Origin of the sequence: Knoellia tibetensis, from assembly GCF_048606415.1 — a bacterium.
Lineage (GTDB): Bacteria > Actinomycetota > Actinomycetes > Actinomycetales > Dermatophilaceae > Knoellia > Knoellia tibetensis.
Genome location: NZ_JBMBWF010000001.1, coordinates 2,318,572 through 2,340,024 on the forward strand (window position 1 = coordinate 2,318,572; position 21,453 = coordinate 2,340,024).

20 protein-coding genes and 1 riboswitch are annotated in these 21,453 nt (G+C 71.5%); of the genes, 11 read left to right on the forward strand and 9 right to left on the reverse strand.

Annotation, left to right across the window (positions count from 1 at the left end):
* Positions 1 to 41 precede the first annotated feature (41 nt).
* Entirely contained in the window at positions 42 to 1,523 is a 1,482-nt protein-coding gene (locus tag ACOJV7_RS10915; RefSeq protein WP_420190172.1) for an NCS2 family permease, read from the reverse strand.
* Between the two features lie 109 nt (positions 1,524 to 1,632).
* Here ACOJV7_RS10915 and ACOJV7_RS10920 point away from each other — a divergent pair, with 109 nt between their 5' ends.
* Together ACOJV7_RS10920 and ACOJV7_RS10925 are read left to right on the forward strand one after the other, a co-directional pair.
* Positions 1,633 to 2,088, forward strand: coding sequence for a MarR family winged helix-turn-helix transcriptional regulator (locus ACOJV7_RS10920; RefSeq protein ID WP_420190173.1), 456 nt, complete (start codon positions 1,633 to 1,635; stop codon positions 2,086 to 2,088).
* A complete protein-coding gene (locus ACOJV7_RS10925; RefSeq protein ID WP_420190174.1) occupies positions 2,085 to 3,383 on the forward strand; it encodes an MFS transporter in 1,299 nt (432 codons plus the stop codon). Before ACOJV7_RS10920 ends, ACOJV7_RS10925 begins: the two co-directional genes overlap by 4 nt.
* A gap of 179 nt (positions 3,384 to 3,562) precedes the next feature.
* Here the strand turns inward: ACOJV7_RS10925 and ACOJV7_RS10930 are convergent, their stop codons facing one another.
* The gene (locus tag ACOJV7_RS10930) at positions 3,563 to 4,879 is read right to left on the reverse strand and encodes a KOW motif-containing protein (protein WP_420190175.1); all 1,317 of its coding nucleotides are present in this window, start codon (positions 4,877 to 4,879) and stop codon (positions 3,563 to 3,565) included.
* A 241-nt stretch (positions 4,880 to 5,120) separates the two neighbouring features.
* Positions 5,121 to 6,245 carry a phosphoserine transaminase gene (gene serC, locus ACOJV7_RS10935; RefSeq protein WP_420190176.1) on the reverse strand — a complete coding sequence of 375 codons (1,125 nt, stop codon included), beginning with the start codon at positions 6,243 to 6,245 and terminating at the stop codon, positions 5,121 to 5,123.
* A gap of 179 nt (positions 6,246 to 6,424) precedes the next feature.
* Between serC and ACOJV7_RS10940 the strand changes: the two genes are divergently transcribed.
* On the forward strand, positions 6,425 to 6,883 hold the full coding sequence (locus ACOJV7_RS10940) for a hypothetical protein (protein WP_420190177.1): 459 nt from the start codon (positions 6,425 to 6,427) through the stop codon (positions 6,881 to 6,883).
* A 74-nt stretch (positions 6,884 to 6,957) separates the two neighbouring features.
* Here ACOJV7_RS10940 and ACOJV7_RS10945 read toward each other — a convergent pair whose 3' ends face one another.
* Together ACOJV7_RS10945 and ACOJV7_RS10950 are read right to left on the reverse strand one after the other, a co-directional pair.
* Complete coding sequence (locus ACOJV7_RS10945; RefSeq protein WP_420190178.1) at positions 6,958 to 8,109, reverse strand: citrate synthase 2; 1,152 nt, start codon at positions 8,107 to 8,109, stop codon at positions 6,958 to 6,960.
* Between the two features lie 88 nt (positions 8,110 to 8,197).
* The gene (locus tag ACOJV7_RS10950) at positions 8,198 to 8,896 is read right to left on the reverse strand and encodes a hypothetical protein (protein ID WP_420190179.1); all 699 of its coding nucleotides are present in this window, start codon (positions 8,894 to 8,896) and stop codon (positions 8,198 to 8,200) included.
* Positions 8,897 to 8,926: 30 nt separating this feature from the next.
* On the opposite strand from ACOJV7_RS10950, the gene ACOJV7_RS10955 reads away from it, so the two are divergent.
* From ACOJV7_RS10955 to ACOJV7_RS10980, 6 genes are all read left to right on the forward strand, one after another.
* On the forward strand, positions 8,927 to 10,168 hold the full coding sequence (locus ACOJV7_RS10955; RefSeq protein ID WP_420190180.1) for an MFS transporter: 1,242 nt from the start codon (positions 8,927 to 8,929) through the stop codon (positions 10,166 to 10,168).
* A gap of 16 nt (positions 10,169 to 10,184) precedes the next feature.
* Entirely contained in the window at positions 10,185 to 10,892 is a 708-nt protein-coding gene (locus ACOJV7_RS10960; RefSeq protein ID WP_420190181.1) for an iron-dependent transcriptional repressor DtxR, read from the forward strand.
* Positions 10,893 to 11,067: 175 nt separating this feature from the next.
* A complete protein-coding gene (locus tag ACOJV7_RS10965) occupies positions 11,068 to 11,904 on the forward strand; it encodes a VldE C-terminal domain-containing protein (RefSeq protein WP_420190182.1) in 837 nt (278 codons plus the stop codon).
* Positions 11,905 to 12,172: 268 nt separating this feature from the next.
* Positions 12,173 to 12,321: riboswitch (cyclic di-AMP (ydaO/yuaA leader) on the forward strand.
* A 2-nt stretch (positions 12,322 to 12,323) separates the two neighbouring features.
* Complete coding sequence (locus ACOJV7_RS10970) at positions 12,324 to 13,127, forward strand: C40 family peptidase (protein ID WP_420190183.1); 804 nt, start codon at positions 12,324 to 12,326, stop codon at positions 13,125 to 13,127.
* Positions 13,128 to 13,218: 91 nt separating this feature from the next.
* On the forward strand, positions 13,219 to 13,833 hold the full coding sequence (locus ACOJV7_RS10975; RefSeq protein ID WP_420190184.1) for a DsbA family oxidoreductase: 615 nt from the start codon (positions 13,219 to 13,221) through the stop codon (positions 13,831 to 13,833).
* A 10-nt stretch (positions 13,834 to 13,843) separates the two neighbouring features.
* Positions 13,844 to 14,641: an alpha/beta fold hydrolase gene (locus tag ACOJV7_RS10980; RefSeq protein WP_420190185.1), complete on the forward strand. Its 798-nt coding sequence runs from the start codon at positions 13,844 to 13,846 to the stop codon at positions 14,639 to 14,641.
* Positions 14,642 to 14,839: 198 nt separating this feature from the next.
* On the opposite strand, the gene ACOJV7_RS10985 is transcribed toward ACOJV7_RS10980, so the two are convergent.
* Together ACOJV7_RS10985 and ACOJV7_RS10990 are read right to left on the reverse strand one after the other, a co-directional pair.
* Positions 14,840 to 15,337 carry a hemerythrin domain-containing protein gene (locus ACOJV7_RS10985; protein ID WP_420190186.1) on the reverse strand — a complete coding sequence of 166 codons (498 nt, stop codon included), beginning with the start codon at positions 15,335 to 15,337 and terminating at the stop codon, positions 14,840 to 14,842.
* 116 nt (positions 15,338 to 15,453) lie between these two features.
* A complete protein-coding gene (locus ACOJV7_RS10990) occupies positions 15,454 to 15,840 on the reverse strand; it encodes a hypothetical protein (protein ID WP_420190187.1) in 387 nt (128 codons plus the stop codon).
* 140 nt (positions 15,841 to 15,980) lie between these two features.
* Between ACOJV7_RS10990 and ACOJV7_RS10995 the strand changes: the two genes are divergently transcribed.
* Together ACOJV7_RS10995 and ACOJV7_RS11000 are read left to right on the forward strand one after the other, a co-directional pair.
* Positions 15,981 to 17,018, forward strand: coding sequence for a chemotaxis protein CheB (locus ACOJV7_RS10995; RefSeq protein WP_420190188.1), 1,038 nt, complete (start codon positions 15,981 to 15,983; stop codon positions 17,016 to 17,018).
* The gene (locus tag ACOJV7_RS11000) at positions 17,002 to 18,942 is read left to right on the forward strand and encodes a CheR family methyltransferase (protein ID WP_420190189.1); all 1,941 of its coding nucleotides are present in this window, start codon (positions 17,002 to 17,004) and stop codon (positions 18,940 to 18,942) included. The genes ACOJV7_RS10995 and ACOJV7_RS11000 overlap by 17 nt, the downstream gene beginning before the upstream one ends.
* A gap of 2 nt (positions 18,943 to 18,944) precedes the next feature.
* Here the strand turns inward: ACOJV7_RS11000 and ACOJV7_RS11005 are convergent, their stop codons facing one another.
* Together ACOJV7_RS11005 and ACOJV7_RS11010 are read right to left on the reverse strand one after the other, a co-directional pair.
* A complete protein-coding gene (locus ACOJV7_RS11005) occupies positions 18,945 to 20,069 on the reverse strand; it encodes a hypothetical protein (protein ID WP_420190190.1) in 1,125 nt (374 codons plus the stop codon).
* Positions 20,070 to 20,240: 171 nt separating this feature from the next.
* Positions 20,241 to 21,377, reverse strand: a complete 1,137-nt coding sequence (locus ACOJV7_RS11010) for an amidohydrolase family protein (RefSeq protein ID WP_420190191.1) — start codon at positions 21,375 to 21,377, stop codon at positions 20,241 to 20,243.
* Positions 21,378 to 21,453 lie beyond the last annotated feature (76 nt).

Genomic DNA, 21,453 nt, shown 5'->3' on the forward strand with positions numbered 1-21,453 from the left:
ACGTCCCCTTTCCGCAAGAAGTGTGGGGGTCGTGACCCGGGTCAGACGCCGAGGGCGGTCTTGATCGGGTCGATCGCGAAGTAGAGGACGAAGAGCCCGGCGACCAGCCACATGAGCGGATGGATCGAGGCGGCCTTGCCACGCACGACCTTGATGAGGACGTAGGCGACGAAGCCGGCGCCGATGCCCGCGGTGATCGAGTAGGTGAACGGCATGAGCACGATCGTGAGGAACGCCGGGATGGCGATCTCGACGTCGTCCCAGTCGATCTCCTTGACCTGCTGCATCATGAGGAAGCCGACGAGGACGAGCGCGGGGACGGCGGCCTCGGACGGCACGACCTTGATGAGCGGCGCGAAGACCATCGAGAGCAGGAAGAGCACGCCGGTGACGACCGACGCCAGACCGGTGCGGGCGCCCTCACCGACACCCGAGGCCGACTCGATGTAGCTCGTGTTCGACGAGACGCCCGCGGCACCACCGGCAGCGGCGGCGAGCGAGTCGACGACGAGGATGCGGTCGGTGTGGGGCGGTAGGCCGTCCTCGTCGAGCAGGTCGGCCTCGTGGCCGATGGCCGTCATCGTGCCCATGGTGTCGAAGAAGTCGGCGAGCATGAGCGTGAAGATGAGCAGAGCGGCCGAGACGATGCCGACCGACTGGAACGAGCCGAGCAGCGAGAACTGGCCGACGGTCGAGAACGACGGGGTGTCGATGATCTCGTCGGGCAGCGTCGGGACGATGAGACCCCAGCCGGTGGGGTTGACCTTGTCGCCCATGACCATCGGGCCGATCTTGGCGATGGCCTCGATGAGGATCGCGAGCACGGTCGTCGCGGCGATGGCGATGAGGATCGCGCCGCGGACCTTGCGGACCCAGAGCACGATGATGAGCACGAGCCCGGCGACGAAGACGAAGGTGGGCCAGCCGCCGAGGAACCCGTCGACTCCGAGCTGGACCGGCACCGTGCCCGAGGCCGTGCGGCGCACGAACCCGGCGTCGACGAAGCCGATGAGCGCGATGAAGAGGCCGATGCCGACCGAGATCGCGACCTTGAGCTGCTTGGGCACGGCGTGGAAGACCGCCTGCCGGAAGCCGGTGAGCACGAGGACGAGGATGATGAGGCCCTCGAGCACGACGAGACCCATGGCGTCGGCCCACGTCATCTGCGAGGCGACGGCGAACGCGACGAACGCGTTGAGCCCGAGCCCGGTGGCGAGCGCGAGCGGGAAGTTCGCGACGACGCCCATGAGGATCGTGAGGAGCCCGGCGACGAGCGCCGTGCCCGCGGCGATGGCGGGGAGGTTGGAGCCGTCGCCCGAGCCGCCGCCGAGGAAGTCGCCGTTGGCGTCCTGGGCGAACCCCAGGATGAGCGGGTTGAGCACGACGATGTAGGCCATCGTGAAGAACGTGACGACCCCGCCCCGCACCTCCCGGCCGATCGACGAGCCGCGCTCGGTGATCTTGAAGTAGCGGTCGATCGTGGAGGACCCGGTGCCCGGGCCGGCGGAGGTGGCTGTCGACATGGCGGAACCATAGCGAGAGAGGGGAGGGGGCGGCATACGACGTCCATCCGGCCGGAAGGGGCCGTCGTGGAGAAATACTTAGCAAACGTAATGAGTTAGGCTAAGTACCATGACGGAAGACACCACGAGCACGTATGCCGCCCTGCGGCCCGCTGCGGTGTCCGCCCTCGCTGGTGAGCTCCGCCTCGCCTGCATGCGCATCTCACGGCGGGTCCGCTACGAGAGCACTGACCTCATCGCGCCACACCACTTCTCGGTGATGTGCCGGCTCGAGGAGGCCCCGCGCACCCCGGGCGAGCTCGCCGAGATCGAGAAGGTCAGCGCCCCGAGCATGACCCGCACCGTCGCCGGCCTCGTCGAGCTCGGCTGGGTCGAGCGGACGCCGGACCCGGACGACCGGAGGCAGGTCATCGTCTCGCTCACCGACGACGCGCGGAAGGTCCTCAAGGAGACCCGTCGCCGCCGCGACCAGTGGATGTCGGTGCGTGTCGGGCACCTCGACCCCGAGGAGCAGGCGGTGCTCGTGCGCGCCACCGAGATCCTCCGGAAGGTGGCCAACGAGTGAGCCCGACCTTCACCTCCTTCAGCGAGCGCAACTACCGGATCTTCTACGCGGGCTCCTTCGTCTCCAACGTCGGGACGTGGATGGGCCGAGTCGCCCAGGACTGGCTCGTCCTCACCGAGCTCACCGACCATTCGAGCCAGGCGCTCGGCATCGTCACCGGTCTGCAGTTCCTGCCCTTCCTCCTGCTCGCGCCGTGGGCAGGTGCGATCGCCGACCGCTTCCCGCGTCGCCGGATCCTCCTCGTCACCCAGAGCCTCCTGCTGGTCACGAGCCTCGTGCTCGCCGCCCTCGTCCTCCTCGACGTCGCGACGCTGTGGCAGGTCTATGCGATCGCCCTCGCGCAGGGTGTCGTCACCGCGATCGACAACCCCGCGCGCCAGTCCTTCGTCTCCGAGATGGTGCCGCGCGAGAAGCTCGCCAACGCGGTCGCGCTCAACAGCGCCTCGTTCAACGCCGGCCGCCTCATCGGCCCCGGCGTCGCGGGCCTCATGATCGCGGCCTACGGCACCGGCTGGACGCTGCTCGTCAACGTCGGCACCTTCGTCTTCGTCATCGTCGCCCTCGCCCTGCTGCGCACCGCCGACCTCATCCCGGCGCCTCTCACGCGTGGCAAGGGCGCGATCCGCGAGGGGGTCCGCTACGTGCGCAACCGGCCGGACATCCAGGTCGTCATGCTCCTCGTCTTCGTCCTCGGCACCTTCGGCATGAACTTCCAGGTGACGACGGCGCTCATGGCGACGCAGGAGTTCGGCAAGGGACCGACCGAGTACGGCATCCTCGGCTCGATCATGGCGATCGGATCGCTCACCGCCGCGCTGCTCAGCGCGCGCCGCGGCGAGCCCCGGCTCCGGGTACTCCTGCTCTCGCTCGCCGGCTTCACCCTCTCGACGGCCGCGGCCGCCCTCGCCCCGACGTATGCGCTCTTCGCGCTCGCCCTCGTGCCCACCGGGCTGTCGGCGCTCACGGCGCTGACGACGGCCAACGCCATGGTCCAGCTGCGCACGGACCCGCTCGTCCGCGGCCGGGTCATGGCCCTCTACATGGCGATCTTCATGGGCGGCACCCCCATCGGCGCACCGATCATCGGCTGGATCGGCGAGGTCTGGGGCGCCCGCTGGACGATCGCCATCGGCCCCATCGCCATCGGGATCACGCTGGTCAGCGTCATGTGGTGGATCGCGCGGCAGCAGAATGTCCGGGTGAGCTACGAGTCGCAGCGCTCCCCGCGCATCACGATCGAGGCCGTGCCGGTGCGTGACACCGTCACCGAGCCCGCGCCGGAGGCTGCGCGATGACGCCCGCATTCCGTCGCCGGATGACCCTCGGCGTGCTCGCGATCCTCGTCGTCGTGGCGATCGCGTATGCCGTCCTCACCTGACGCGTATGCCGTCCTCACCTGACCCGACCCGACATCCCTCCTGCTGGCGCCGGGTAGGTCGTTGACGTCCGGGAGCGGGAGGTCAGGCTTGGCGCGTCAGGGGACGAGCGCGACCGAGCCGTAGGGGAGCACGACGGGCACGGTGAGGAGTCCGGTCTTGACGGAGACGGTGACGGTGTTCTTGACGGTGTCGACCTTGGCGACCTTGGCGGTGACGCCGAGGTACTGGCCGGCGGTGATCTTCACGGTGTCGCCGACCGAGAAGGGGTCGGGGTCGACCGCCACGGTCGTCGACGGCACGGGCGTGACCGTCACCTTGGGCACGGGCACGGGAGCTGCCGGGGGCTTGGGCAGGGGGGCCGGGGCCGAGGTCGGCTTCGGCTGGGGGACCGGAGCGGTCGAGGACGGCTTCGGCTTCGCGGTGCTGCCGCTCGTGGGCTTCGGGGCGGGGGTGCTGCCGGTACCCGACGACGGCTTCCCCGATGCCCTGGGCGTGGGGCTCGCCCCCGGACCGGGCTGGGTGCCGGCTGGGGGAAGGTAGGGCGAGCGCCCGGCATACCCGGGCGGGAGAGCCGTCGCGGGCACGACCGAGTGTCCGGCACGGTAGGACGCGGCGATGCTCGTCACCTTGGCGACGTAGTCCATCGAGTGGTTGTAGCGGAGCACGGCCCGGGTGAGGTCGGACGACGTGGTGAGGTCGCCCGAACCCGAGCAGAGGTAGACACCGGCCGCGGTGGCCGCGTCGAACATGTTCTGGGGGTCGCGCCGGCCGTCGTCGTTGCCGTCGGCGCCGACCGACTTCCAGGTGCCGGGGATGAACTGCATCGGACCGACGGCGCGGTCGAAGACGACGTCGCGGTCGTAGCGCCCTCCGTCGGTGTCGGTGATGCGGGCGACGCCGTCACCGGTGAGGGGGATGCCGAAGATGCCGGGCACGGCGGTGCCGGCGGCGTCGAGGAGGTTGCGGCCCCAGCGGCCGTGGTCGCTCTCGACCTTGCCGATGCCGGCGAGGAGGGCCCAGTCGATCTTGCAGCCGGGGTCGGCCTCGGCGAGGAGGCGCTGTGCGGCCTGGTAGGCGGCGAGGGCCTGGGCGGGGATGCCACTGGCGGTGCTCGCCAGGCCCCAGGTCTGCGGCTGCTCGGGGAGCAGCTCGGGCGGGATCGAGGCGTTGGGGTCGGGGAGCTCGAGCGGCGGGAGGGCGGGGAGCGCGGGCAGGCTGCTCACGCCGCCGGCCTGCTGGACGGCGACGGGCGGGACGACGAGGCGCGGGCGCTCGTTGCCGCGCGGCTCGGTCGCGGCCACGGCCGCGACACCGGTCGTCGTCACGGCGAGCGCGACCACCGCACCCGCCACGCGCTTGCCGGTCGTCGTCCGCAGGGCGGCCAGGGCCGCCCGGGGTGTGCTGACCCCCATGTCAGCCTCCTTCTTCTCACGCCGTCGTGAAGTCCACCGCAAAGGTTACCCGGAAGAAACCCTGCAGGTGGGCTTGCGGGTGAGGCACTCCACACTCACCTGCCACAGGCGTCACGTGCGCCGCCGGAACGAGGCAGGAATGGGTGAGCCGACCACCCGTGGGTGGTCGGCTCACCAGCTGGGGGCTCGCTCGCGGCCGGTGCCGAAGCCGCCCGTGCGGCGGCCCCCCGGGTGCGCGGGGTCAGAGAGCGGCGACGACGTGCTCGATCGAGGCGATGAGCTTGCTGACGTCCTCGGGCTCCACGGCCGGGAAGGTCGCGACGCGCAGCTGGTTGCGGCCGAGCTTGCGGTAGGGCTCGACGTCGACGACGCCGTGCGCGCGCAGGGTCTTGGCGATGACGGACGCGTCGACCGCGTCGTCGAAGTCGATCGTCGCGACGACCTGGCTGCGCGCGGCGGGGTCGGTGACGAACGGCGTCGCGTAGTCGACCGACTCGGCCCACGTGTAGAGCCGGTCGGACGAGTCCTTGGTCCGGGCCGTGGCCCAGTCGAGGCCACCCTGCTCGTTGAGCCAGCGCACCTGCTCGTCGAGCAGCGCCAACGTGCCGACGGCGGGGGTGTTGTAGGTCTGGTCCTTGCGGCTGTTGTCGATCGCGGTCGGCAGGCTGAAGAAGTCGGGGACCCAGCGTCCGGTCGCGGCGATCTCGTCGACGCGGGCCAGGGCCGCGGGGGAGAAGAGCGCGAGCCAGAGGCCACCGTCGGCGGCGAAGCACTTCTGCGGGCCGAAGTAGTAGACGTCGGTCTCGGCGACGTCGACGGGCAGGCCGCCGGCCCCGGAGGTGGCGTCGATGAGCACGAGGGCGTCGTCGGCCGCGCCCTCGACCCGGCGCACGTCGGTCATGACGCCGGTGCTCGTCTCGTTGTGCGCCCAGGCGTAGACGTCGATGCCGTCCTCGGCGACCGCCGCGGGGCGGGTGCCGGGCTCGCTCTTGATGATGGAGGACTCGCCGAGGAAGGGAGCGGCCGAGGTCACGGCGCCGAACTTGCTCGAGAACTCACCGAAGGCGAGGTGCTGGGCGCGGTCGCGCACGAGGCCGAAGGCGGCGATGTCCCAGAAGGCGGTGGCGCCGCCGTTGCCGAGCACGACCTCGTAGCCCTCGGGCAGCGAGAAGAGGTCGGACAGGCCCGAGCGCACGGACTTCACGAGGTTCTTGACGGGGGCCTGGCGGTGGGAGGTCCCGAGGACGGTCGTGCCGAGGGAGGCGAGGAACTCGACCTGCTCGGGACGGACCTTGGACGGGCCGGACCCGAAGCGTCCGTCGGTGGGGAGGAGGTCGGCGGGGATGGTGATCGCTGCGTCAGTCACCCGTCCATCCTCCCGCACGGCCGAAGTGCCCTTGGTGTGAGTTCACCCACCGGACGCGGTGAGACGCCCCGTCGCACCGGCGCCGCAGCGGAATCGCAGCGCTTCCGCAGCCGCCGTTCCTAGCGTCCCGCACCGAGGCCCGCCGGTCGGCGGACCCACCCACGATCCTTGGAGGAACGATGTCCACGAAGCGACTGCTCTCCGTCGCCACCGCCACCGCGGCCGCCGCTGCCGCCCTCGTCACGATGGCGCCGAGCGCCTCGGCCGCGCCCTACGAGCTCACCGGCTGCGAGACCGGCGACCGCTTCCAGAAGTGCCTGCGGTTCTCCAACGGCGGTCTGGGCGCCGAGGCGAGCATCCGTGACCTCGACGGTGGGACGAACTTCGACGTCCGGGTCAACGACATCCGCTACCAGCGGTGGGACGGCGACTCGTGGAACACCGTCAAGCAGGCCGACGACTTCGACGGCTGGCACGACGTGAGCGACACGGCGACGTCGCCGCAGGTCGGCCTCTGCAGCCCTCCCGGGCAGCGCATTCGCGCCGCCGTGGAGTTCTCCTGGCGCGCCCCCGACGGCACGGTCGTCGTCCAGGAGGCCGTGACCGACGGCACTGCGAGGTTCCCCGAGTTCTGCTGACGCGGTCCACGAACGGCGACGGGACGGCATACCGACTGATCGGTATGCCGTCCCGTCGCCATGGGGCGGGGCGCTCAGCCCTCGCGGTAGCCGGCCACCGACTCGATGCCGCGGCTCGCCTCGCCGATGTAGCGCGAGCTCGGGCGGATGAGGCGCCCGGTCTTCTTCTGCTCGAGGATGTGCGCGGCCCAGCCGGCCGTGCGCGCCGAGACGAAGAGCGGCGTCATCATGTTGCCGGGGACCTCGGCGAAGTCGAGGAGCACGGCGGCCCAGTAGTCGACGTTGGTCTCCATCCGCCGCTCGGGGTGACGCTCGGCGAGCGCGGCGATCGCGGCCTTCTCGAGCTCGGCGGCGACCTCGTAGCGCGGGGCGCCGAGGCGCTTGCACGTGTCGCGCAGGACGGCGGCGCGCGGGTCGTAGGCCCGGTAGACGCGGTGTCCGAAGCCCATGAGCCGCTCACCGCGGTCGAGCACGCCCTTGACGTATGCCGTCGCGTCACCAGTGCGCTCGACGCCCTCGATCATGTGCTGGGCTCGCGAGGGTGCGCCGCCGTGCAGCGGACCCGAGAGGGCGCCGATGGCACCGGACATGCAGGCCGCGACGTCGGCGCCGGTGGAGGCGATGACGCGGGCGGTGAACGTCGAGGCGTTCATGCCGTGCTCGGCGGCGGAGATGAAGTAGGCGTCGATCGCCTCGACGTGCTTGGGGTCGGGCTCGCCGCGCCAGCGGATCATGAAGCGCTCGACGATGGTCTTGCCCTCGTCGACCCGGCTCTGCGGCACCATCGGCCGGTCCTGACCGTGCGCGGACTGGGCGATGAAGGACAGCGCCATGACCGAGGCCCGGGCGAGGTTGTCGCGAGCCTCGGCGTCGTCGATGTCGAGCAGCGGCTTGAAGCCCCAGACGGGGGCGAGCTGCGCGAGCGAGGACTGGACGTCGACCCGGATGTCACCGGTGTGGACCGGGAGCGGGAACGGCTCGGCCGGCGGCAGGCCCGGGTCGAACTCGTTGTCGACGAGCAGGCCCCACACCTGGCCGAAGCTGACCCGGCCGACGAGGTCCTTGATGTCGACACCGCGGTAGCGCAGTGCGCCACCCTCCTTGTCGGGCTCGGCGATCGTCGACTCGAAGGCGATGACGCCCTCGAGGCCCGGCCGGAAGTCGGGGTCGGGCGTCGCCTTCGCGGACGCGGCGGCGGTGGTGTCGGTCTCGGACTTCGCTGTCACAAGTTCCCTCGTCTCGGGTTCTTCCGGTGTCGGGCAGCATCATTGTGCACGCCGACGATCCGGGCGGGTGGGTCTATCGGTGGGTGGTTCAGGTGCCGGACGGCTCGACGGCGATCCAGGTCTGGTCGGCGCGGGCGAGCAGCCGCCCGTCCGCCGTGAAGAGGGCCGAACCGGCGTGCCGCTTGCGGCCGTCGTCACCGCGCGACCACGACAGGACGACGTGCTCCTCCCCGAGCACGGGCGGGGTGAGGATCCGGGCCGTCATCGTGCCCAGCACCATGACCGTCGCCGGGAAGCCGGCCGCCTTGCCGCCGGGGCAGTCGAGGGCGGCCCACACCTCGGGGAGCGAGTCGTCGCGCGGGACCCAGGTCGCGGCATACGCACCGCTGTCGCCCGGGAGGCGTCCGGAGCGCATGTGGAGCCCGCTCGGGTGGTCGGGGCCGCAGCCGTAGCAGGTGGGGAAGGGGTGCTCCTCCGCCGTGATCGCGAACGCCTCGGCAGCGCGCGCCTCGTCGACCGTGACCGGGTCGGGGAGGGGTCCGTCCGGCGCGGGGGCGGCGGACGCCGTGGCGACGACCGCGTCGCCGTCGCGCAGGGTCGTCGGGGTCGTCGGGTCGCCCACGTCGAGGGTGAGCTCGCGGTCGAGGGGCGGGGGGAGCCGCAGCCGCACCGAGACGGCCGGGGCGTCGTCGGTCGTGGGCGTGTGGCTCGCGACGAGCCCGCTCACCCACCCTCCGTTGCCCGACGTCGGAGGGCCGTTGTATCGACCGGGGATCACCACGTGCACGGCCCCAACCTACGTGTCAGGGTGGCGGGCGTGGCCACCGCCGAGGAGTTCTCGCTGCGGAGCATCGCGCTGCCGGCGTTCGGCCCGACGGCGGTGTGGTCGGTCGGTGTCGGCGCCGCCGTGCCCGTCGTCGCGCTGAGCGCCCGCGACCTCGGCGCCAGCGTCGCGCTCGCGGCGGCCTTCGTCCTCGTCGAGGGCCTCTCGGCCTTCGTGTCCTCCCTGCCCGCCGGCTCGCTCGTGGCCCGCATCGGCGAACGGCGCGCGCTCACGGGTGCCGCCGTCGTCGACGCGATCGGCGCGCTGCTCGCGGTGTTCGCCCAGAACCTGTGGACCCTCGGCATCGCCATCGGGCTCATGGGGACGACCGGATCCGTGTTCCTCCTGGCCCGGCAGTCGTGGCTCACCGCCCGCGCGCCGGTGCGGATCCGGGCCCGCGCGATGTCGACAATGGGCGGAGTCCAGCGCGTCGGCCTCTTCGTGGGGCCCTTCGTCTCGGCCCCGATCATCGCGGTGTGGGGCACGAGAGCCGCGTATGCCGTCGCGGTCGTGGCGGGCCTGCTGGCCGCGGTGTGGGCGTGGACCGGCCTCCGCGGGCCGCTCGGTGACGAAGGCGAGGTGGCGTCGGGGCGGTCGCCCGCGCGGCGGCCGCCCGTCCCCGACCGGGTGGGGCTGCGTGACGTCGTCCGGAGCCACCGGAGCGTGCTGATGACGATCGGGCTCGGCGTCGTCGTCATCGGGGCCGCTCGGCAGGGCCGGTTCGTCATCGTGCCGCTGTGGGCCGAGTCGGTCGGCATTCCCGACAGCCAGGTCGCGCTCGTCTTCGGCATCGCGGGGGCTGCCGAGGTCCTCCTCTTCTATCCGGCCGGCTCGGTCATGGACCGCTTCGGTCGGGTGTGGGTGGCCGTGCCGTTCCTCCTCGTCCTCGGCCTCGGCATGGTGCTGCTGCCGCTCGCCCACGGGCTCGCGTCCGTCGCCGCGGTCTCGACGCTCATGGGCGTCGGCAACGGGCTGGGGTCCGGCATCGTCCAGACGCTCGGCGCGGACGCCGCCCCGGTCGCCGGACGTGCCCAGTTCCTCTCCGCATGGCGGTTCCTCTCCCTCCTCGGCCAGAACGGTGCGCCGCTGCTCGTCAGCGGCGTGACGGTGCTCGCCGGGCTCGGGCCCGCGTGCGTCGTCCTCGGGCTCGTGGTGCTCGGTGGTGCGCCGATGCTGGGACGGTGGCTGCCGGCATACGACCCTCGCGGTGGAGGCGTCCGGACCTCCGCGCGGTGAATGCGAGAATGTGCAGGTGACCGACCTCATCGACACCACGGAGATGTACCTCCGCACCGTCTTCGAGCTCGAGGAGGAGGGAATCACCCCACTGCGAGCCCGCATCGCCGAGCGCCTCGGCCACTCCGGCCCGACCGTGTCGCAGACCGTCGCCCGCATGGAGCGCGACGGGCTGCTCTCGGTCGCGGGGGACCGCCACATCGAGCTGTCCGAGGAGGGTCGCCGTCTCGCGACGCGGGTCATGCGCAAGCACCGCATCGCCGAGCGCCTCCTCGTCGACGTCATCGGCCTCGAGTGGGAGTACGTCCACGACGAGGCGTGCCGGTGGGAGCACGTCATGTCGGACCGGGTCGAGCGCAAGATCCTCGCGCTGCTCGCCGACCACACCGAGTCTCCCTACGGCAACCCGATCCCGGGGCTCGAGGAGTTCGGCGAGGCGCTCGCGGAGGACTTCCGCAGCGGCCTGTCCACCCTGTCCGAGGTCGCCGTCGCCGCTCCCGTCACCGTGACCGTGCGCCGCATCGGCGAGCCCGCGCAGAACGACCACGAGGCGCTCGGCCTCCTCACGGCGGCCGGGCTGCTGCCGGGCCAGCTGGCCACCGTCCGACGCGAGAACGGTCGCGTGATCGCGGCCCTCGAGGGCGCCGACGAGACGACCGGGGTGTCCTTGCCGGACGACATCGCAACGCACGTGTTCGTCGCACGTGCGGCACGTCACAGCTGACCTGCCGGGGCCGGCGGCGCGCCTGTGCGTCCGTGCGTGGCCCCTCACGCGAGGAGGCGGCCCGACGAGGGCGTCGTCCCCGACGGTCCCGAGCTCGGCCGTTACCGGAATGTGACTTCGGGTCCCGGCGCCGCTACGGTGGGTCCACCCCTGATCCATCGAGAGGTTCTCTTTCGTGCTTTCCCCTGACACGCGCGCCGGTCGGCGCCGCGCGCAGACGCGCCGTCGTCTGCCCGACGTGACCGCCGCGTTCTCCTCCCTGTCCCGCCCGTCCCTCGTCAAGGGCCTCGTCGGCCTCGGCCTGGCCACGAGCGTCGCCGCAGCCGTCGCGATCCCGGTCCAGGCCGACCCCGGTCAGATCGAGCTCGGCTCGCAGACGAACGCCCTCGTGGCGCGTGACCGCGCCGCCGCCGCCGAGGGCACCACCTCGCGCAGCAGCGCGCGCGCCTCGGTCTCCGGCTCCCGGGCGGCGCTCAAGGCGCCGGCCGCCGGTCAGAGCGCGGCCGTCACGGCCGGCCCGGCCGGCGTCACCGCCGTCGCCAAGCCCACGCCGACGCCGACGCCCACCCCGACGAAGACCGCCTCGAAGTCCCCGGAGAAGTCCGGGTCCTCGACCTCGACCTCGCGCGAGTCGACCTCGTCCGGTTCGTCCTCAGGCGGCGGTGCGGTCTCGATGGCCTTCTACGGCTGGTGCGACGGCAAGGGTCTGGGCGACAACGCCTCCAAGGTGTGCTCGGCCGTCCGCTCGAACTTCGGCATCACCACCATCGGTGGCTTCCGCGCTGGTGCCGGCGACCACGGTGCGGGGAAGGCCGTCGACGTCATGGTGACCGGCTCGCGCGGCGACGCCGTCGCCGCCTGGGCGATCGACAACATGAACCGCTACAACATCACCTACGTCATCTGGAAGCAGCGCATCTGGATGGCCGGGTCCTCCGGCTGGCGCTCGATGGAGGACCGCGGCTCGACCACGGCCAACCACTACGACCACGTGCACATCTCCGTGGAGTGACCCTTTGAGAACACCGCCGAGGGCGGGTGCGGCCGACGAGGCTGTGCCCGCCTCGGTCGTCGCGGGCCTTGGTCGCCGGGTCGCGGCGCGGGTGGCGCCGCATCCCTTGCGGGTGGCGAGAGCGGTCCGGCGGCTTCCTTGTTCCCGCCGACGGCAGCCCGTGACCCAAACGTGACTTTGGCCGGAAGGTCGGGTACGTTGGCTCCGGCTCGTCCTCCCCTGGGGTGGGCTGTCATGACGGACTGTCGAGTCCTGCCACCGTCATCGACTGCACAACAAACCGCTTGGCAGGAGCGGGGGACCCACTTGTGGGTCGGTCCTGACGGACCGGCCCTTGGGGTGAAGCCAGCCTCGGCTGGCCGGGCAGAACCTTTCGCCCGAACCCGACAGCTCACCCCGTAGGCATCGAGAGGTTTCCCGTGGCTCACTCCACCTCTGGGCGTCACCGCGCGCCCGGGCGGCACAACCCCGTCGCCGAACTGTCCACGATCGCATCGCGCGCAGGCGTGACCGGCGCCAAGGCGTCCGCGGTCCTCGCAGCCTCCGGTGGCCTGGTCGCGGCGTTCGCGCTCCCGGCCTCGGCCGTCCCCGAGACGGCGAGGTCCGTCACGAAGGACGTCGCGACGTCCGCGCCGGTCGCTCCGGCAGCGGCCGCCGCCGCCCCTGCGATCTCCGCCCCCGCCGTGTCGACCCCCGTCAAGGGTGTCGCCGTCGGCGTCACCGGCGTCACCGCCGTGGCGAAGCCGAAGCCGAAGCCCAAGCCGAAGCCGAAGGCGAAGCCGGTCGTCTCGAGCACCCGCGAGGGTGCCCTTGTGGCCAACGCCGAGCGCTCCTCCGACAAGGCCAGCCGCAGCACCACGCGCACCTCGATCTCGAGCTCGGCCAAGCAGTCGTCGAGCCAGGTCGTCAACATCGCGCGAACCCTCCTCGGCATCGCCTACGTCTACGGCGGCGACGACGCGTCGGGCTTCGACTGCTCGGGCTTCACCCAGTACGTCTTCCGCAAGGCCGGCATCTCGCTCCCGCGCACGGCGTCCGCGCAGCAGCGCGAGGGCACCCGCGTGAGCAACCCGCAGCCGGGCGACCTCGTCTTCTACGGCAGCCCCGCCTGGCACGTCGGCATCTACACCGGCGGCGACATGATGATCGACTCCCCGCGCACCGGGAAGTCGACGAGCGAGCGCAACATGTTCGGTACGCCGACCGAGTTCCGGCGCTACTGAGCACCGTGACCCCACGGCATACGCCGTCCGAACGCCCCCACGCCGTCTGCGGCTGGGGGCGTTCGGCGTTCGGGTGTGCTTGGGTGGGGGCATGGCCGAGCTCGTCCTGGACCTCTGGGGTGACGTGCGGGACCCGTGGTCCCACGTCGCCAAGCGACGCGTCGAGGCCGCGGTGTCGGCCTCGACGCACCCGATGGACGTCGTCGTCCTCCACCACGTGCTGGCGGGCCCGCCGGTGTCGGACGCGACCCTCGAGGAGGCGTCCATCGCGGGCCGGCCGGACGGGATCGACGTCACGGTGACCTCGCCGCCCGAGGCCGACCCGGCCGACGCGCACCGGCTCGTCGCCCTCGCGCTCGAGCTCGGCGGCCCGCCGCTGCAGGCCGCGATGCTCGAGAGGCTGTATGCCGCGGTGTTCACCGAGGCGGTCGACGTGGCGGACCCCCGCGTGCTCCAGCCGCTCGCCGCCGAGGCCGGGCTCGACGAGCGTCGGGTCGCCGCCGTACTCGCGTCGTCGGACCACGCGGCGGACCTCGTCTCGGACGAGACGGCCGCCCGATCGCTCGGGATCGAGACGACGCCGCACCTCGTCGTCGACCACCGGGTCGGACTGGGCGGGCCGGCGTCGGTCGAGGACTACCTCGCCCTCATCGACCGCGCCCTCGAGGACGCCGAGTTGCCGTCCGGCGGTGCGTCCGCGGAGTAACATCCGCCGCATGGAGGCTCCGAACGGGAGCACCGGTGTGCCGAGCGCGAGCGGGCGCCCCGACGAGGGCATCCCGTTCGTCGACGGCGTCCGGCACCGGTTCGTCGACCTCGCGGGCCTCCGGGTCCACGTGGCGGAGGCCGGGCCGGCGGAGGAGACGGGGAGTGCGGGCGGTCTGCCGTCCCCGCTCGTGCTGCTGCACGGCTTCCCCCAGCACTGGTGGAGCTGGCGCAAGATCATCGGGGACCTCGCTCGGCAGCGTCGGGTCCTCGCCGTCGACCTGCGTGGCGCCGGCTGGACCGACGCGCCGGCAGAGGGCTTCACCGAGGAGCAGCTCGTCGCGGATGTCGTCGGGGTGCTCGACGCCCTCGGGCTCGACCGGGTCGACCTCGCCGGGCTCGACACCGGCGGGCTCCTCGGCTACCGGGTGTGCCTGTCCCACCCCGGTCGGGTGCGCCGGTTCGTGGTCCTCGCGGCGCCGCACCCCTGGCCGAAGCCGTCGTTACCCGTCCTCGTGCGCGCGTGGCGTATGTGGGCCTCCTTCGTCGCGGCATCACCCTGGCTGGGGCCCCGGCTCCTCGGCGTGGGGCGACAGCCCATCGCACGGCGGATGCTCCTTGCCGACAGCCCGGGCGACGGGTCGTGGTCCGACGAGGACCTCGAGGTCTATCTCGGACGTCTGCGCGATCCGGCACGTGCCCGCGCCGCGTCGGCGCTCTACCGGTCGCTGGTGCTCGACGGCGCCCGACGCGGTGTGACCGGCGCCTACCGCGGGATCCGACTCGTCACGCCGACGCTCGCGATCTAGGGAAAGGTTCTCTACGACGGCAACCGTGACCAAGCCGGACACCCCGGTCTGCTCCACGGCTACGAGGAGCACGCCGACAGCGTGCAGCTCGCGCACGTGCCGGACGCCGGCTACTACCTCGCCGAGGAGCAGCCCGAGGCCGTCGTCAGACTCATCACCGGTTTCCTCGACGGGTGAGCTGGCGCGGACAGGGTGGCGTCAGCTGACGACGGCGTCGATGGTCTTCTTGAGGGCGCTCGGCTGCTCGGGGCGACGGGGTGCACGCTCGCGGGCCTCGGCGATCTCGGCGCCGATCTCACGAAGCTGGGTCCGTGAGAGGCCCTCGCGCACCTTGGGGAACCACTCGCTCTCCTCCTCGTCGATGTGGTGGGTGACGTTCTCGATGAGGACGGTCGTCTTGGCCTCGAAGCGCTCGTCGCCGGGCGACATCGGCAGCAGCTCCATGACGAGGACGTCGGCGACGTGGTGCTCCTCGTAGGACTCGAGCACGTCGTCCTCGAGGTCCGGCATGAGCTCGCGCACCCGCGGGTACATCACCTCGTTCTCGACATAGGTGTGGACCGTGAGCAGCTCTACCATCTGCTCGACGAGCTTGCCCTTGCGTGCGTCGGTCGTCGTCGACTTCTGGAACTCCCGGAAGCAGGCCTTGATCTGCTTGTGGTCGTCCTTGAGCATGACGATGGCGTCCTGGGACATGAAGAGCTCCTTCTCGGGTCGCAAAGATGGGGCGAAGCGCCCCTGGCTGTGGAGGGCGTACCCCCGTCTGGATCGGACGAAACGGGCCGCCCGGCAGCGTAGCGGCGGGGGCGGCCTCAGGGCGGCGGGGACTCCTCGAGTGCCGCCAGGCTGCTCTCGTCCAGCTCGGCCCTGCGGAAGTGCTCCTCGGCGCTCTGGCGGTGCCATGCCACCCGCTCTGCGGCGTCCTCGTCCGTGGTCGACCCGCGGGTCCGTCCCTCGATCACGTCTGCGAACGACGCGTGGGCCCGGCCGGCGGCCCTCTCCGCCTCCGCCGCGTGCCGGTAGCCCTCCTTGGCCAGCTGACGTGCGCGTGTGAGAGCCTCCATCGACCTCGCCAGTGCGGTCTCGCCGCGGTTCGCCTCGCCGCGGCGCAGCTCCTCGACCCGCTGCCCTGCCTCAGCCGCACGTCGTCGAGCCTCATCTGCTCGCTGCCGTGCGCGGCGGCTGACGTCCTCGGTCACCCACCCATCATCTCGCACGTCCGGTAGACGAACCAGATCCTCATCCCCTAAGGAGGGGTGGGCATGGGGGAGACTGGGTAGGAGGACCCAACAGGGCTGAGCCTGGCCGGTCTCACGCGATCACCGAAGAAGGAGGCGACATGGCGCCCGACGTCGTCGTCGTGGGCGCCTCTGCCGGTGGGGTGGAGAGCCTCCGGGGCTTCGTGGCCGGCCTCGCCCCGGGCCTCAAGGCGAGCGTCGTCATCGTCCTGCATGTGTCGGCGACCGCGCCCAGCATGCTGCCCACCATCCTCGGCCGCGTGTCCGCCCTGCCGGTCAAGGGAGCGACCGACCACGAGGAGCTCCAGCACGGGCGGATCCTTGTCGCCGCGCCCGACCACCACCTCGTCGTCACCGACGGCCATGTCGGGCTCAGCCGCGGCCCACGCGAGAACGGGCATCGACCCGCGATCGACGTGCTCTTCCGAAGCGCTGCGGTGGCCTGCGGCGAACGGGTCGTGGGCGTCATCCTCTCCGGGGCGCTCGACGACGGCACGGCGGGGATGGGGGCCGTGCGCCGAATGGGGGGCAGCGTCCTGGCCCAGAGCCCGGATGAGGCGGCGTACCCGAGCATGCCGGCCAGCGTCATCCGCGCGGTCGGCGCAGACCTCGTCGGCACGGTCAGCGAGCTGGCCGCGGCGGTCAACGAGCTGACCGAGTCGACGGAGTCGACCCGTCCTCCCGACGTGAGCTCCGACGAGCTCCTCTCCGAGGAGGTGCGCATGGCCACCATGGACGACGCCGCTTTCGAGGACCCCGAGCGTCCGGGGCGGCCTGCGGGCTTCTCCTGCCCGGACTGCAGCGGCACCCTCTTCGAAATCGACGACTCGGGCTTGCTGCGCTTCCGCTGCCGGGTGGGTCATGCGTGGTCGCCAGACTCGCTGCTCGCGGCGCAGACCAAGGAGCTGGAGGGTGCCCTGTGGATGGCGTTCCGCAGCCTCGAGGAGAAGGCCGCCCTGAGCCGACAGCTCGCTGCCCGCGCAGGGGAGCGTGGCAACAGGCTGACCGAGCAGCGGTATCTTGGGAAGGCAGACGAGGCCAGCCGGTCGGCATCCGTGCTCAAACAGGTCCTCGAACAGCCGTTGGGCCGGTTGCCGGTCGAGGACGCCGTGGAGGAGAAGGATGTCGAGCAGGTCTGAGTCGGGTGCGCCGGAGCGCGGGGGCGCGGACCTGCCGCAACCGGACGAGGAAGGCTCGGTGACGGCGGGGAGCGGCGCCACCGCATCGGATGACGACTTCGAGAGGCTGCTGACCTTCCTCAAGGACAGCCGGGCCTTCGACTTCACCGGCTACAAGCGTCCGAGCCTCCTCCGCCGCATCCGTCACCGCATGCGCGAGGTGTCGATCACCAGCGTCGACGACTACATCGACCTGCTCCAGCTCCAGCCCGAGGAGTTCACCGCTCTCTTCAACACCATCCTCATCAACGTCACGGGCTTCTTCCGTGACAGCGAGGCGTGGGACTACCTGCGCGACGACGTCATCCCGCAGCTCCTCGAGCACGTGGACGGCGGCCCGGTCCGGGTCTGGAGCGCCGGTTGCTCCGCGGGTCAGGAGCCCTACAGCATCGCGATGCTCCTGCACGACATCATGGGCGAGCAGTACCGGGACCGCGTCAAGATCTACGCCACGGACCTCGACGAGGAGGCGCTGGACCAGGCCCGTCAGGCCACCTACACGGAGAAGGAGCTCCGTGGGGTGCCTGAGAACTTCCGCGAGAGGTACTTCGAACAGGTCGGTTCGAGGTGGCAGCTCTCGGCGGACCTGCGACGCACTGTCATCTTCGGTCGCAACGACGTCACCCTCGACGCGCCGATTTCACGGATCGACATCCTCCTGTGCCGCAACACGCTCATGTACTTCAACGCGGAGGCCCAGTCCCGGGTCGTCTCGCGCCTGGGTTTCGCGCTGCGTGACCGAGGCGTGCTCCTTCTCGGCAAGGCCGAGATGCTGCTCAACCACACCTCCACCTTCGAGCCGATCGACCTCAAGCGGCGCTTCTTCCGCAAGATCAAGACCGCTCCGACGGATGCCGCGTTCTCGGCGCCGTGGCGGATTTACGGGCGGGACGGCGCGGGGAACCATAACGGCCGCCTGCGCAGCGAGCTCATCATGAGTAGTCCTGTCGCCCAGATCGCCGTGGGTCCCGACCGCCAGCTGGCGCTCGTCAACCACCGTGCCGGCGCGATGCTCGGGCTCTCGGAGCGCGACCTCGGGCGGCCGTTCTCGGACCTCGACATCGCCTACACGGTCTCCGAGCTGGGACCCGGCATGGCTGCCGCGCTCGAGGGGCGCGACACGGTGACCCTGCGCGAGGTGCCGTGGCGCGAGCGGACGGGCACGACGACCTACCTCGACATCGAGATGGTGCCCCTGGCGGAGGGTCGCGGCAGCGTCCTCGGTCTGGCGATCACCTTCACGGACGTCACGAGGTTCCACGAGCTCCAGGTCGAGGTGGAGACGGCCAACCGTCAGCTCGAGACGGCATACGAGGAGCTGCAGTCCACGAACGAGGAGCTGGAGACGACGAACGAGGAGCTCCAGTCGACGGTCGAGGAGCTCGAGACGACCAACGAGGAGCTCCAGTCGACCAACGAGGAGCTCGAGACGATGAACGAGGAGCTGCAGTCGACCAACGACGAGCTCCAGCTCACCAACGAGCAGCTGCGCGACCGGTCGAGCGCCGTGACCCAGCTCAACGCCTTCATGCAGTCGATCTTCAACAGCCTCGACGGGGCGGTCATCGTCGTCGACCGGGACCTCGTCGTGCAGGCCTGGAGCCGGCAGGCGGAGGAGCTGTGGGGGTTGCGTGAGCTGGAGACGGTCGGTCAGCCGCTGCTGTCACTCGACAGCGGCCTGCCTGGCCAAGCACTGCGACCCTGGCTGGTCTCGGTCATCGGGGGCGCCGAGCGGCGCATCCACGGGCGGCACCTCGAGGCGGTCAACCGTCGTGGGAGGACCGTGGACCTGCGGGTCAGCGTCACGCCGATGTCGACGCCCGAGGACGACGCCACCGGTGCGCTCGTGCTCTTCGAGGAGGCGCCGGAGTCGACCTCGACCTGACCTCAGCTCGTGGGGTCGCTGCTCCCGAGGTCGCTCTGCCCGGTGGTCACCTCGCGTGCGAGCTGGGTCAGCGGGACGCCGATGGCGAAGGCGTGTGCGCGCAGGAGCGCCGAGGCCTCGTCGAGAGAGATGGCCAGCTGCGTGGAGAGGATTCCGACGGCGACGTGCACCGACTGGCTCGGCGCCCGGGCTCCGAGCCGGACCGTCTCCACGTCGGCCATGAGCACCGCGGAGGCGATCTCTGCCAACGATGCCGCGTCGTCGTGGCGGGGCTGCCAGTCCTCGACGTCGGCGTGCCCGTAGAAGGTCAGCGTGCCCACGCACGTGCTTGCGGACCAGAGGGTCACGGCGAGCGTGCCGGCGACACCCATGGGCTCGGCCGCCGACGCGTAGGCGATCCACCTGTCGTCGTCGTGGGAGTCGCGTGGCACCAGCACGGTCCGTCCGCGGCGTTGGGCGTCGGCCGACGGGCCCTCACCGAGGACGAGCTCCAGGTCCTGCACCGACTCCGCCCACGGGTCGCTCGACGCCGTGAGCTCGGGCGTCTGTCCCGTTCTCACGGTGATGGCCGCTCCGCGAACGCCGGCCAGGCCCTCGACCGCCACCTCGCAGACGGCCGTCAGCCAGCCCTTCCAGTCGGCCGCCCTCGACGTGGCGACGACGCGCTCGGCCCAGACCTGCCTCCGCTCCAGCCGGTAGGGCGACGACTCGCCGTCCCACACGATGAGCGCCGTCATGCCCTGCCGAAGGCGAATGAGCTCGGTGGAGGGGGCCGCCGCTCCGTCGTCGGCGGGTGGCTGTCCCGCAGCGCACAGACTGCTGTCGGCCTGTTGGTGGGTCACGCTGCGAACGTCGTCGTTGAGGCGAACGGACTGCTGGCGGGCCAGCCTGAGCTGCTCCGCCCGCTGCGCGCGCCTCGTGGCAGCAGCCTGTGTCGTCAGCATGAGCCGGCGGCGTGCCTCCTCGACGGCCCGCATCTGGACGAGTGCCCGACGGCGAGCCTGTCTGACGTCCTCCTCGGTGGACGGTCGACCCTCCTCGAGTGCTCGCATCCGCCGACGGAGCTCGACCAGTCGCTCCGCGGCCGTCCGCGCTCGGTCGGCGGCTGCCTCCGACACAACGGTCACGACGTCACCTCCAGTCTGCTTCCATTGTCGTGCCTCCGGTCCCCAGTGTCGACCGGTCCGATCCGATCGAGGTTGAGCAGGTCCTGCTTTCGGTCTGGTGCTGTGAGGACGCCTGCACGCCTTCGCCGGACATGGCTGACCTACCCCCTCCGTAGGGGCCGAAACCGCGCGTCAGGGTAGGGGTGCCGCAGGGGTCCGGGCCACAACCGCGGCGGTGAGCAGGACGTCCCGGCCGGGAGTGAACGGGTTGCGTCGAGGCAGGGCGTCGCGGTGCTCGTCGTAGAGGTCGAGCAGCCGGAGCACCGAGGTCAGCACCGCCTCGTCGGGCTGCCCGGTGGGGACCGAGCAGGCATGGCGGGCGACCTGCAGCGGGACCTCGGGCTCGAGCCCGCGCTGCATTGCCTCCACGGACGCGAGAAGGTTGGTCGTGACGACTTCGAGCACGGAGGAGAAGGGGGAGGCCTCGGCCGTCTTAGGGTCATCGCGCTGCGACGGGGCAGGACCCAGATCGAGGGGCTGCTCGCGGTCGAGCAACCGGGACATCTGGCCCCCGGCGACCGACAGGACCTCCTCGGGGCCCAGACCGGCTTGCCAGGCGCACCGGACCGTCGCGACGGTGGCGGCGAGCGGTGTCGAGTAGGGCAGGTCACTGGCCGCGAGGACGCGCCCCGGCGGCACGAGGCGCAGCAGCGCCAGAAGGTTCGCCGGCGTCCACCAGGACGTGTCGAAGAAGAGGTTGGGCACGTCGTCGACGTGGGGTGCCAGATGAGCCAGGTCGGGGATCGCGCAGTGGGCCAGGATCATCTGCATCCCGGGCCGACCCGAGCAGGCCGCCAGGACGCTGGCTCGGAGGGACTCGACCTCAGGTCCGGCATGCACCATGACGGGGAGGTGCTGCTCGTCGGCGAGGTCGAGCGCACCGGCGAGCCGTGGGTCGTCCAGCGAGAACTCGTCGCTCGACAGGTGCAGCTTCATGCCTCGCGCACCGGCGTCGAGGGCCTCCTCGAGCAGTCCACGAGGGTTCTCCTCGGGCGTCACTCGGGCGAAGGCGACCAGCCGGTCGGGGTGCTCGGCCGCGGCCTCCGTGCAGGAAAGGTTCGCCTGCCGGTAGCCCCCGGGCTCCGACATCGGGAAGACGGCCGCGCGGCCGTCCACCAGCGCCAGGGCTTCGACGAGCTCGTCGACCTGCGATGTGAAGCCGCCAGGGTCGTTGCCGCCGATGTGGGTGTGGGCATCGACCACGGAGAGGCCGGGCACCGCGGCCGACAAGGAGTCGAACCACGGGACGAGTAGGTGGTCCGCATACACGAGTGGCGCTCCCTCCGTCGGCCAAGCCGATGCGGCCCGGGTCTGGCAGGGTCCTACCCTCCCGGCGCCCACGGCA